Below are 12,815 nucleotides of genomic sequence, written 5' to 3' on the forward strand. Positions count from 1 at the left end.
ATTTTCCAGCTCGCCCCGAAAGAGGCGGGTGGCTCCTTGCGGAGCCACCCGAGGGGGAGAGCTGGGCTATGCGCCCCATCAGAACTTGTACGAAACGCCGACGTAAGCGCGGCGGCCGAAATAGTTGCTGCGGACGAAGCGCGCCTTGGTGTCGTTGCCGAGGTGCTGACGCTCTTCCGACTTTGTCAGGTTGATGACCGAGGCGGTGAGCATCAGGCCGTCCATCAGCTCGTACGACGCGTTGATGTCGACCTGTTCATAGGGGTCGGTGTAGACGTTAAGGCCCGAGGCGAGCCCGCCGACGACTTCGCCGCGGCGGTTATACGAGGCGCGGACGAGGAACTTGTCGGTTTCATAGAAGACCGAAGCGTTGACCTGCGTCTTCGCGCTGCCGACGAGCGCCGACTTGCCGACCGTCTCGCCATCGAGCGTAATGTCGGCGACCGACGTGTCGTTATAGGTGAAGTTCACCTGCGCGCCGAGGCCGAAGTCGAGCGTATGCTGGGCATAGACTTCGACGCCCTGCGACCGGGCGTTCGACCCGTTGGCGACGGTCGAATAGGGCTGGATCAGCACCTGTTCGCCATTCACTTCGCGCGTCACGTCGAGCACGAGCGGGACGACGAAGTCGGACACGTCCTTGCGGAACAGGCCAACGCCGAGCACCGAGCCGCGGTCGAAATACCATTCGACGCCAAGGTCGTACTGCCACGCCGAGAAGGGCTGGAGGTCGGCGTTACCGCCGCTGCCCGACCAGCCTTCGAATTCACCGAACTGGCCGCGGTCGAAAGCGTAGGCGGCCGAACGATAAGTCAGCGAACGCTGCGACCCCAGATCGTTGAACGAGGGACGCGAGATCACCTTTGCGACCGCGCCGCGGACGACGACGTCGGGCACGACTTCATAGACGACGTTCAGGCTGGGGAGCCAGTCGGTGTAGCTCTTCGACTGATCGATGCGCGTGTTGACGATCTCCTCGCGCTCGTCGAGCGGCCGCACCTGGCAATTGCCGTCGGGGCCGAGCGGCACATCGGGGTCGAACGGGCCGCCGGGACCGTCGACGCAATAATCGTTGAGATATTGCAGGCGATCCGAGGTCACGCCCGACTGTTTGGTGTGCGCAACGCGCAGGCCGATATTGCCGCGCAGCGGGCCGCTTTCAAAATCGGCCTGCACATAGCCGGCGAACACCTTTTCCTTGAGGTCATAGGTGTTGTTCGGCTCGGGCACGCGCACCGACGGACCATAGGTGTCGTTGATATAGTCGAGATAATTTTCGAAATTGATGCCCGGGAACAGGTTCGCATCGAACCCGCCGGCGATGTTGCCGATCGGATTGTCATAGAAATATTCGGGCCGCGCGACCGCGCCCTCGGGCGTGTCCTGATAGCGCCGCTTGGTCGCCGGGTCGGCATACCATTCGTTGCGGCCGGTTTCGCGGTGAATGCTCATCTCGCGCCATTTGCCGCCGACGCGGAAGGCGCTCAAAAAGCTGTCGAAGCGGCGGACGAGATCGAGCTGGGCGTAACGCTGCGAAATCGCGCTGTTGGTGAAGCCCGATCCGGTCGAGCCGACGTCGATCTGGGCGATGCCGTTCTTGATATTCTCCTGCAGCTCGGGCGAGAATTCCATGTTGAGATTGCCGCCGGTGAAATCCCAAAAGCTCAGAAAGTTGCCGTTCTGCTCCTCGCCCGTCACCGTCAGGCGCGGCTTGGCGGCGACGCCGAAGCGCATCGACGGGCCGCCGGTCGCGCGCGTCTTGCCGAACTTCGCCACAGCGTCGAAATTATCGGTGTTCCACGCGACCTCGGTCTCGAACGTGTTCGAAACCTGCTTTTCGCGGCTGTAAGTCCCCGCGATCTGCGGCGTTTCCATCGTGCAGGGCGGCGTATTGACAAGGCAGCCAGTTCCCGCCGCAGGCACCTGGAAATTGGCCGACTGGAAGATCGTGCCGCTCTCGTCGAAAGTCGGGCCGGTGAAGAAGTTGCCGTAACCCCATTCGGGGATCTTCAGCACATTGCTCTGGAAATTGCTGCTATAGTCGAAGCGGAAATAATTGGCGGTGACGGTCAGATTGTCGAACGGCCGCATCTGCGCGGTCGCCTGGATACCGAGGCGCTTGCGATGCTGCGAGAAGACTTCGGCGTTGACCGACTGCGGCGCCCAATGACCCGAATAATGCGTGCCGTCCTGCGCGGTCACGCCCTCGCCTGGCCAATAGGAGATCGCGTCGTCATTTTCGAACGGATTGCCGTTGACGTCGGTCGCCGGGGTCAGGATGTTGCCGTCGTCATCGCGATCGCTCCACCAGCGCCAGGTTTCGGTCGAGCCGCGCAGTTCGCGGTTCGAGCGTTCCTGATAGGTCGCGCCGACGAGGAAGCCGAGCCGTTCTTCGGGGTCCTTCCACGAAATCTGGCCGGCGATTTGTGGATCGAATTTCTTGGTGGTGTCCGAATAGGTGCCTTCGGCCGAGACGAAGCCCGACCAGGCCGGGAGGTCGAACGGACGGCGGGTGTTGAGAATCACCGTACCGCCGACGCCGCCTTCCTCGAGCCGCGCTTCGGCCGATTTATAGACTTCGGTGCTGGCGATGAAGTTCGACGGCAGCAGGACATAGTTGAACGAGCGCGACGGATCGCCGCTGTCGGCGCCCGCGATGAAATTGCCGTTGAGCAGCGTGAGCGTCAGATCCGACTGGAGGCCGCGGATGCTGACGCGGCTGCCCTCGCCGCCGTCGCGGGTGATGATCACGCCGGGGACGCGCTGCAGCGCATCGGCGACATTCTTGTCGGGGAATTTGCCGATATCCTCGGCGGTGATGACTTCGATCAGCGAATTGGCTTCGCGCTTCTGCTCAAGGCTCTGTTCGATAGACTGGCGATAGCCGGTGACGACGATCGCGTCGCCGGGTGCCTCCGCTGCCGCGTCGTCCGCGGGCGGCGCTTCGGGGGCTGCCTGTGCATGCGCCTGCCCCGCACCACATAATGCGGCCATCGCGCCCGCGCTCAGCATCAGCTCGCGCACCAACGCCGCACGCCGATTCGTCTTCGCTGAATGGATTTGTCCTGCCTTCATCACATCGACCTCCCTGTTCGAGGGGCTGTTCGCCCCCGCTTGTTATCCGGCGCCCTCAAGGTCACCGAGCCGCGGATCGTCCGACCCGTTGAGCCTCTATCAGAATATAAAAAACAATTTGTCAAAATAAATTTTTCAAGCCGGGAGCGAGACGCGATGAACCGTTGCCAACCCATCAAAAATCCGCAATTTTTCGTGGTTTCTTGCCGCCGGATAGGCTGCCCCACGACTCGACATCCGCCATCCCCGGCCCGGGATGGCGGATGCCGTCTCGCTCTTCGCTCGTCGCCCGTCAGTCGGGCGCCGGAGTCGTCCACAGCGGCGCGGCGATGTCCGCCAGCGCCTCCGCCGGCGCTTTCGGCACCGCGCGGTCGTAGGTCAAAAGCCCGTTGATCTCGTCCTCGACGTCGGTGGTCTGGGTGTAGACCGAAGCGCTGAGGCCATTTTCCTTCGCCTGGCGGATCACGCTCTCCATCTTGCGGCGGAAGCGAACGAGATATTCCTTCTCGTCCTTCGCGACCTGATAGCTCCAATTGTCCTTACCCGGCTTCCAGATATGGCCCGGCACGGGGAAGCCGACGCCGCCATATTCGCCAAGCACCACCGCGCGGTTCGTCTGGAGCGGCGGCGTCCGTGGCACGTCTTCATAGGTGTGGATGTCGAGCATTTCCGATACGCCCGGCGCGACGTCGACCCAGCCCGAATTGGCATTGACCAGCCGCGAGGGATCGAGCCCCTTTACGAAGTGCGCGAGCGTCGCCGAATCATATTGGCCCCACCCCTCGTTATTGACGACCCAGGTGACGATCGACGGAAAGGCGCGGAGCTCGCCGACCATCTCGGACAATTGCTTCTGCTGCTCGGCGAGCGTCTCGGACGGGAAGATCGCCTGATACTGGCTCGTTCCCGCGAGATACTGGTCCTCGCCCCCTCCCGAAGGCATGTCCTGCCAAATCAGCATGCCGAGCCGGTCGGCGTCGTGATAATAGCGCGCGGGTTCGACCTTGATATGCTTCCTCAGCATGTTGAACCCTGCCTTCTTCAGGAAGACGATGTCGCTCTTCATCGCCTCTTCCGACGGCGGCGTGTAAAGCCCGTCGGGCCACCAGCCCTGATCGAGCGTGCCGTGCTGAAAGAGCGGCTTGTTGTTGAGCAGGATCGCGGGCTGCCCCGCGACGCGGCCGGGTCCGATCGACACTTTGCGCATCGCGAAATAGGCGGCAACGCTGTCGCGCGGCGCGCCCTGGACCTGCGCCTTCGCATAGACGCGGCTTTCATGGTCAGTGAAGCGCGAGTCGTAGGCCTTGCGGTCGCGCTCGGCCTCGCCCGCATAAGGGTCCGCGATCGTCACCAGTTCGGCCTTGAGGTCATAAAGATGCGGATCATCGGGCGACCAGAGATGCGCGTTCGGGATCGCCAGCGTCGCCCGCCGGTTGGCGCGGATGATCGTCGAGGCGATCGCTTTGCCACCCGCGCTCGCGGTCAGCCGCACCGCGTCGGTATCGTTCGCCCAGCCGCTCAATGCCACCGCGACGTCGACGGTGCCGCGATCGATGTCGGGCGTGGCGCGCACTTCGGCAATGTGAAGCTTCGGTACCGGCTCGATCCACACCGTCTGCCAGATACCGCTGACCGCAGTGTACCAGATGCCGGCGGGGTCGAGGATCTGCTTGCCGCGCGGCTGCGTCCCCGCGCTCGTCGGGTCGAGCACCTCGACGACGAGTTCGTTCGCGCCGTCCTTCAGATAGGGGGTGATGTCGAAACCGAAAGCGTCGAAACCGCCCTTGTGCGAGCCGACGACCGAGCCGTTGACGTGCACCGTCGTCTCATAATCGACCGCGCCGAAGTTGAGCATGACATTCTCGCCGCGCCAGTCGGCGGGGACGGTGAAGCTGCGGCGATACCAGACGCGGTCATCGGGCGTGACTTTGCGCGCGACGCGTGAGAGCTTTGATTCAACCGGGAAGGGCACGAGAATCTTCCCGTCCATCGCCTGCGGCTGGTCGGCCGCCTTGGGGGCGATCGCATAATCCCACAGGCCGTTGAGGTTGACCCAGCGCTCGCGCACCATCTGCGGGCGCGGATAGAGGCGCCACGCGTTTTCGGGCGTCACCTCCTTGCCCCAGCGCGTCATGAGCTCGCCGTTGTAGACGGCGTCGCCCGCGGGCGCCGTGGCGGGCGCTTCGGCGGTTTGGGCCTGCGCCGCGAGCGGCGCGAGGACAAGAAGCGATGCGGTGATCGGAAGGCTGCGCATGGTATCTCCTGTTGAAGAGGGGAGCCCGGGACCCAAGGGGGAAGGCGGATCCCGGGCTCGCGCCCCCGCGGAGGACACGGGGGCGAGGGGCTCGTTTAATCAACGTTTTCGAGACATCGAAGGAGGGGCGGCGCCGGGCGCGGCACCCCACGCCTTGTTGGGCTTGGGGCCCATGGTGAAAACGAAGGTCGCGCCGTCCTTGACATCGTCGTGGCGGAACCACGGCTTGTTCCACGGCTTGCCGTCGAGCGTCGCCGACTGGATGTACATATTCGCGTCCGAATTATTCTTCGCGACGATGCGCAGCGTCTTGCCATTGCCCATGTCGAGGCTGGCGTCGTCGAACAGCGGGCTGCCGATGATATAATCCTGGCTCGACGGATCGACCGGATAGAAGCCAAGCGCCGAAAGCGCGTACCAGGACGAGGTGGCGCCCTGGTCGTCCATCCCCGGATAGCCGTAACCCGCGGCGTCGCTGGCGTAGGTTTTTTCGAGGATTTTGCGGACGAGCGCCTGAGTCTTCCACGGCTGCCCGCTCCAATTGTAATAATAGGGGGCCTGCTGGTCGGGCTGATTGCCGTGGACATATTGACCGATCACGCCCGTGCAGTCGCGACAGATGCCCGTCGGATTATAGGGTTTGGTGAAAAATTCGTCGAGCTTGGCGTTGAACGCGTCGCGTCCGCCGAGCAGGCCGACCAATCCCTGCACATCGTGCGGGACGAGCCACAAAGTCGACCAGCCCGATGCCTCCTTCATCATGAAGTTATAATAGGGCTCCTGTGGATCGAAGGGTGCGATCCATTTGCCGTCGGCGGTGCGCCCGCGCATGAACCCGATCGATTTGTCGAAGACATTGGCGTAATTGCTCGCGCGCTTCAGGAACATCCGGTAGTCGGCATCCTTGCCGAGCTTCTTCGCGTAGAGCGCGAGCGCATAATCGTCCCAAGCATATTCGAGCGTCTTGTCGGCGCCCGCCTTGCCGCCGGCATAGGGCGGGCTGGGATTGTGATCGGGCACGATGTCCGAAATCCAGCCCTGCTTCATATATTCGGCGAGATAGCCGCGCGGTCCCTTCGGATCGGTCGCATTCTTGCGCAAATATTCATAGGCGGCTTCGTAGTCGAATTCGATGCCGCGTTCCCACGCGCCGAGGAAGAGGAACACCGCATTGTCGCCGTGGAAGGAGGTGTTCATATAGCCCTTCTCGCGCGCCATCGCGAGTTCGGAGGCCATGATATTCTGGACCGCCTCGGGCTCCATCAGTTCGAGCAGCACGATCTGGTTGCGCCCCGTGTCCCAGAAGGGAACCGGGCCGTAGCGGTCGTGCGTCGCGGTCTGGACCTTGCCGTTGGTGTCGGCGAATTTCTCGCCCTTCTGCGCGATCAGACGCGGCGAGGCGAAGGACTGGAACAGCGTCGAGTAAAAGAGCTTCCGCTGCTTGTCGGTGCCGCCCGTCACGCGGACGCGGTTCAAGAGCTGCGCCCAGGTGTCGCGCGCCGCCTTGTGAACACCGTCGAAATCCCAGCCCGGCACTTCGGCGGCGAGCCGCTCGGCCGCCTGTTCATAGCTGGTGCCGTGCGCGATCTTCATCAGCACCTGCTCGCCTGCCGTCGTTTTGAAGGTCACGTAGCTGCCGGCATAGCTGCCCGTCATCTCGCGCCCACCGGGCTGCACGTCGCTGGTGCCGATGCCCCAGCCTTCATTGTCGCCGGGCGATTTGCGAAAGGTACCGAGCGCCGCGAAGGGCTTCGAGAATTCGGCGACGAAATAGGCGCCGTCGGTGCTGCGCTTGTCCTTCGATATGCCGCGTATGACGCGGTCGCCAACGACCTCGACCGAGCCGCCGTGGCGCGGCAGGTTGACGATGATGTTGGACCGCTGGCTTTCGGGGAAGGTAAAGCGCATCACGCTCGCCCAGCGCGTCGCGGTCAGTTCGACCTGCGTGCGGAAGGTGTCGAGATAGACCGAATAATAACCCGGCGACGCTTTCTCGCGCGACTTGTCGTACCAGGACTGGCTGTAGGCGGGCGGCGGCGACCAATCGCCGACCACGGGCATGATGATTGGCTCGGCGCCGCCGCCATAGGTCGAGCCGCCGCCGCCGGTGAAGCCGATCATCGTCGGGTTGGTGTAATAATAGGGAACGGGGACGCCGTTCGGATAGAGAAGTTCGATATTGTTATTGACCGGCGCTGCCTCGACCGAGCCGTGCGGCAGGCGCGCCCCCGGCGACGTCTGCCCCGAATAGACAGGCTCGCCCGGCGGCGGCGCATTGCCGATCACCGCCGGATCGTCGAGCGGCGCGGTGCCGACGAGCGGGTTGGCGAGATCGACCGGCGACTGCGCCGTTGCGGACGAAAAGGCCAGTATCGCGGCCGACGACGCCATGACGCTCCCGATCCTTTGCAGACGACGCTGCCAACCGCTCGAAACCCCGTATTTTTTCATTGCGACCCTCTTCCCTGACAATCTTTCGTTGATTGCGCCTCAGTGAGGCGCGCTTTGCAGCACTCCGTTTCGCGCCGGCGCGCGCGCCGCGAACCAGCCGAACAGCGCGATGACGAGGTAGCAGGCCATCGGCACCAGAAAGGCGAGGAAGCGGCTGCCGCTGGCGTCGGCGACCTGCGCGAAGGCGAGCGGCACGAGCGCGCCGCCGACGATCGCCATGCAGAGCAGCCCTGAGGTCGCCGACGCGGGCGCGGTCGAACGCTCGATCGTCAGCGAGAAGATCACGGGGAACATGATCGAGTTGAACAGCCCGACCGAGATGGCGAGCACGCCCGCTGCGGGCCCGCTGATCTGGCTGATCGTCAGGCAGAGCAGCGCCGCGGCGACCGCCGCCACCGCGAGCAGCGGTCCCGCGGGTAGTTTGTAGAGGAGGCCCGAACCGATAAAGCGGCCGATCATCGCGCCGAGCCAATAAAGGCTGACGAAGCTGCCCGCCTCGACCGCGCTGATCGCGAATACGTCGGGCTGTTCGAGGAAATTGACCATTGCGCTGCCGATCGCGACCTCGGCGCCGACATAGAGGAAGATCGACAGCGCCCCCGCAAGCGCCCAGGGTGAGGCAAAGGCGCTCGTGATGCGCGCGCTCTTTTCGGGCGGCGGCGCGGCGGCGGCGATCTCGTGCCGGACGCGATAGAGGAAGACCGCGAGCACCGCGATCACCGCCGCGATGAAGACATAGGCGACGTCGATCCGGCCGAGCGAATAGGCGATCTTCGCCTCGGTCACCGGCCCATCCTCGAACAGTCCGCCCTGGAGCAGCGTCCGCGCGGCGAGATAGGGCGCGACGACGGTGCCGAGCGAATTGAACGCTTGGCTCAAAACCAGCCGGAAATGCGAGCGTTCGGGGCGGCCGAGCGAGGCCGAAACCGGATTGGCAGCAACCTGCAGCAGCGTGATGCCCGAGGCGATCACGAACAGGCCAACGAGCACCATCGCATATTCGCGCACCACGGTCGCGAGCGGCATGATCAGGCAGCCGACGATCATTGTCGCCAATGCCACAATGATCGAATTGGCCGCGCCGAGCCGCCCCATCAGCGCCGCCGCGGGCAGCGAGACGACGCCATAGGCCATGAAAAAGGCGAATTGGGTAAGGAAACTTTCGGTATCGCTGAGCGCGAAGATCGCCTTCACCGCGGGGATCAGGATATCGTTGACCGCAGTGACCGCGCCCCAGACGAAGAAAAGCATGGTGACATAGGCGAAGGTCCAGCCCGTGCCCGAGCGGCCAGCGGTCATGGCAGGCGCCCCTCTCCCGGATAGGCCAGCAACAGGTCGGCGCCCGCGTCGGCCGCGATCTGCACCGTGCCGGTGAGCGTGAGACATTCGCCCGCTGCGAAAGCCACGCCGTCAGCCAGCCCGTTTCCGGCCACCGGGATCAACCACGCGGTGATGCCATCGGGGAGCGCGATCGTCCGTGCCCCGCCCGCGAGCCGTTCGAGCACGAACTTCGGACCATCGACCAGAATCTCGCGGTCGTCGTCGACGCGGCCCGGCGAGGGATAAGCTGTATAGGGCCGCGGGTCGGCAACCGCGACGCCGTCATCGAGATGCAGCTCGCGCGGACGACCGTAATCGTAGAGCCGATAGGTTGTTTCGCTGTTCTGCTGCACCTCGATCAGCGTCAGACCGGCCCCAATCGCATGGACGGTGCCCGAGGGGACGTAGAAGAAATCGCCCGCCTTGACGGGTTTCCAGTCGAGCAATTGTTCGATGCTGCTGTCGAGCGCGGCCGCGCGCAACCTCTCCCCGTCGACGGGCGCCTTCGTCCCGAGCGCAATGGTCGCGCCGGGCTCGGCGCCAAGGACCAGCCAGCATTCGTCCTTGCCGCGCGGCAATCCGCGGGCATGCGCCTGCGCGTCGTCGGGGTGGACCTGCACCGACAGTTTTTCGCTGGTGAACAGATATTTGATCAGCAGGTCGGGCGCCGCATCGCCGGGCGCCTGGAACCATATTTCGCCCACCGGCTCGCCGCTCGCAGGCGAATCGCAAAACGGAGCCCGCAATTCGCGCCGCCCCCAGGGCTTTTCCACCCGGTGAGTCGCAAGCAAGGTCGCTGGCACCAATCCCCTCCTTCATTGCCCCGCCCGCCTTTCCGGGTCGGGAGCGCCGCCACCCGAAGGCATTCCGGCGGCCGATTTTTCGCAGCCTGCCCCGTGCACGCCGTCGGCGTCAAGATAATAATGAAAATTAATTTATTTGATCGAAGGTGCGTTTGTGGCATGTCCAGGCGAAAGAGGACGGCGCCGACGTCGATCCTGCGGGAGAGAAAAATTGACGGATACGCCCGAGAGCGCAGCCTTTTCCGGCGCTGACGCGCAGCCCCGTGCACGCCGAGGCGTCCTGGCCGCTGCGATCGGAACAGCGGCGCTCGCCGGACTCCTCTTCGGATTCGATACCGCGGTCATCGCCGGCGTGACCGGCGACCTCACGCGTCTCTTCGCCCTCACCCCCGAAACGCTCGGCGTCACCGTGTCCGCCGCGCTCTGGGGAACCTTGGTCGGCGCGTTGTTCGCGGGCAAGCCGGGCGACGCCTTCGGCAGCCGCGACAGCCTGCGCGTGCTCGCCGTCCTCTATTTCGTCGCGGGGCTCGGCTGCGCGCTCGCGCCCAGCTGGACGGCATTTCTCGTCTTCCGTTTCATATGCGGGCTGGCGATCGGCGGTTCGTCGGTGCTGGCGCCCGTCTATATTGCCGAGATCGCGCCGCCGCGGCACCGCGGCTTTCTCGTCGGCCTGTTCCAGCTGATGATCGTCACCGGCATCCTCGTCGCCTATCTGAGCAATGCGACGATCGCGGGGCTAATCGGCGGCGAGGCGGCGTGGCGCTGGAAACTGGGTGTGACCGCCGCCCCTGCCCTGCTCTTCTTCATCCTGCTCTTCGCGATTCCCAACAGCCCGCGCTGGCTGATAACCAAGGGGCGCCGCGGCGAAGCGAGCTTGGCGATGGCCCGCATCGGTGCACCGAGCGCCGAACTCGACCGGATCGAAGAAGCGCTCGAACGCGATCCGCCGGGCGAGAAATTGTCGTGGCGCCGGCACCGCCGGCCGATGCTGCTCGCCATCCTGATCGCGATGTTCAACCAGCTCGCGGGCATCAACGCGGTCCTCTATTATCTGAACGATATTTTCGCGCGCGCTGGGTCGCTATCGCCCGACCGGCAAGCCGTGATGATCGGCATCGCCAACCTCGTCTTCACGCTCGCCGGCATGGCCCTGATCGACCGCCTCGGGCGCAAGACGCTGCTGCTCGCGGGCGCGGCGGGAATGACGCTGTGCCTCGCCGCCGCGGCCGGGGTGCTGTTCGGCGCGCTCGGCACGGGTCTGATGCTGCCCGCGCTGATCGGGTTCATCGCCTTTTTCGCGACCAGTCAGGGCGCGGTCATCTGGGTCTATATTTCGGAGATTTTCCCGACCCCGGTGCGCGCACGCGGCAGCGCGCTCGGCGCCAGCACGCACTGGCTGATGAACGCGCTGATCGCCGGGATATTCCCGGTGCTGATCGCCTGGTCGCCCGGCGCCCCCTTCGTCATCTTCGCCGCCGCGATGGTCGTTCAGTTCGTCGTCGTCGCGGCGGTCTTTCCCGAAACGAAGGGCGTCGATCTCGACGACATGGCGCAGCGGATAGATTAGGGCCCGATCAGCGCCCCGCCTGCATCAGGATCGATTCCGACGGCAGGATATGGTCGAGGAAGGGGATGATCGCGGCGCCGATCGCCGAGGCGTCTTCGGCCGCGCCCGCCCGCCGTACAGGCGCTACGGCCGGAAGCTGGCGCCCCGCCATCCGGGCGTTGAGCCGCTCGACGAGACCGTCGACCAATTTGCCGGGGAGCCGCCCCCCGATCAGGATCGCGGCGGGATTGATCAGGCAATTGACCGCGATCAGCGGCTGGACGAGCGCGTCTGCGGCATCGTCGAGCCATTTCAGGATCACCGCCTCGGCATCGGGCGAACTGCCGAGCAGCGCGTCGGGCGCCTCGATGCCATGCCCGGCGGCTTCGAGCCGCGCGTAAAGCGCCGACAACGAAACCGTGTCCTGCACATTCGCTCCGTCGCCGCGTTCGGGATCGGGCATCGCCCAAATCTCGCCTGACCGCGAGTCGGCGCCGCGGACATAGCTGCGGTCGATGACGAGACCCCCGCCGAGGCCGGCGCTGATCAGCAGGTAGAAGAAGCTCGGCAGCGCGATGCCATTGCCGAGATGGACTTCGCCGAGCGCCGCCGAAGCGGCGTCATTGTCGGCATGGAGCGGCCACGGGAGCACCTCGCCGAGGAGCGCACCAAGATCGATTCCATCCCACGCGTCATATTCCGTCGGCCGATGCGGCAGCGCGATGCGGCCGAGGTCGTCGGGAAGCGCCACCCCGACGCCCAGGATGCGTGCCCGGTCGACCCCGCCCTCCTCGAGCAGACCGGGCAATATTTCGCGCACATGGTCGACGACCGTTCCAGGAAGCGCGAACGCGATCTCGCGCGTGTGGCGGCTGCGAATCTTGCCGGCAAGGTCGAGTGTCACCAGCGTGATATGATCGCGGTCTATGTTGAGCCCGATCGCGAAGGCGCCGTCGGGATCGATGACGATCCGCATCGCGGGCTGGCCGCGCTTGCCCTGCAGGCGCCCCGCGGGCTTGACCAGACCGAGGTCGATCAGCCGCTTCGTGATGTTGACGATCGTCGGCGGCGTGAGGCCGGTCACGCGCGCGAGGTCGCTGCGCGTCGTCTCTTCGGTCAGGCGGATCGCCTGGAGCACGATCCGCTGGTTATAGTCGCCGGCGCGCTCGAGATTGGTGCCCGACAGGCTGAGCGTCAGCCGCGCGTCGCGCGCCTCGGGGCCGCTCGTGGCCGATTGGCGGCGGTCGCGACCCGGAAGGTTGAGACTCATTGCAGGACTGTCCTCCAAGCTTGTTCGAATGCCCGGCGCCCCCCGCCAAACAGACTCATGCCATAAATATATATGCTTTAATAATTAGATTTTAGA

General features: G+C 64.7%; 7 protein-coding genes. 1 reads left to right on the forward strand and 6 read right to left on the reverse strand.

Annotated elements, in window-relative coordinates:
• Positions 1–78: 78 nt before the first annotated feature.
• From E5675_RS14265 to E5675_RS14285, 5 genes are all read right to left on the reverse strand, one after another.
• A complete protein-coding gene (locus E5675_RS14265) occupies positions 79–3,075 on the reverse strand; it encodes a TonB-dependent receptor (protein ID WP_247594892.1) in 2,997 nt (998 codons plus the stop codon).
• Positions 3,076–3,367: 292 nt separating this feature from the next.
• Positions 3,368–5,329 carry a sugar-binding domain-containing protein gene (locus tag E5675_RS14270; protein WP_210727536.1) on the reverse strand — a complete coding sequence of 654 codons (1,962 nt, stop codon included), beginning with the start codon at positions 5,327–5,329 and terminating at the stop codon, positions 3,368–3,370.
• A gap of 99 nt (positions 5,330–5,428) precedes the next feature.
• Positions 5,429–7,720, reverse strand: a complete 2,292-nt coding sequence (locus E5675_RS14275) for a GH92 family glycosyl hydrolase (RefSeq protein ID WP_168707869.1) — start codon at positions 7,718–7,720, stop codon at positions 5,429–5,431.
• A 99-nt stretch (positions 7,721–7,819) separates the two neighbouring features.
• Positions 7,820–9,079, reverse strand: a complete 1,260-nt coding sequence (locus E5675_RS14280; RefSeq protein ID WP_136175099.1) for a sugar MFS transporter — start codon at positions 9,077–9,079, stop codon at positions 7,820–7,822.
• Positions 9,076–9,903 carry a class I mannose-6-phosphate isomerase gene (locus tag E5675_RS14285; RefSeq protein WP_136175100.1) on the reverse strand — a complete coding sequence of 276 codons (828 nt, stop codon included), beginning with the start codon at positions 9,901–9,903 and terminating at the stop codon, positions 9,076–9,078. The genes E5675_RS14280 and E5675_RS14285 overlap by 4 nt, the downstream gene beginning before the upstream one ends.
• 211 nt (positions 9,904–10,114) lie before the next feature.
• Here E5675_RS14285 and E5675_RS14290 point away from each other — a divergent pair, with 211 nt between their 5' ends.
• Entirely contained in the window at positions 10,115–11,470 is a 1,356-nt protein-coding gene (locus tag E5675_RS14290; protein WP_136175101.1) for a sugar porter family MFS transporter, read from the forward strand.
• Positions 11,471–11,477: 7 nt separating this feature from the next.
• Here E5675_RS14290 and E5675_RS14295 read toward each other — a convergent pair whose 3' ends face one another.
• Positions 11,478–12,719, reverse strand: a complete 1,242-nt coding sequence (locus tag E5675_RS14295; RefSeq protein WP_136175102.1) for an ROK family transcriptional regulator — start codon at positions 12,717–12,719, stop codon at positions 11,478–11,480.
• Positions 12,720–12,815: the final 96 nt, after the last annotated feature.

Source organism: Sphingopyxis sp. PAMC25046 (assembly GCF_004795895.1).
Taxonomy (GTDB): Bacteria; Pseudomonadota; Alphaproteobacteria; order Sphingomonadales; family Sphingomonadaceae; genus Sphingopyxis.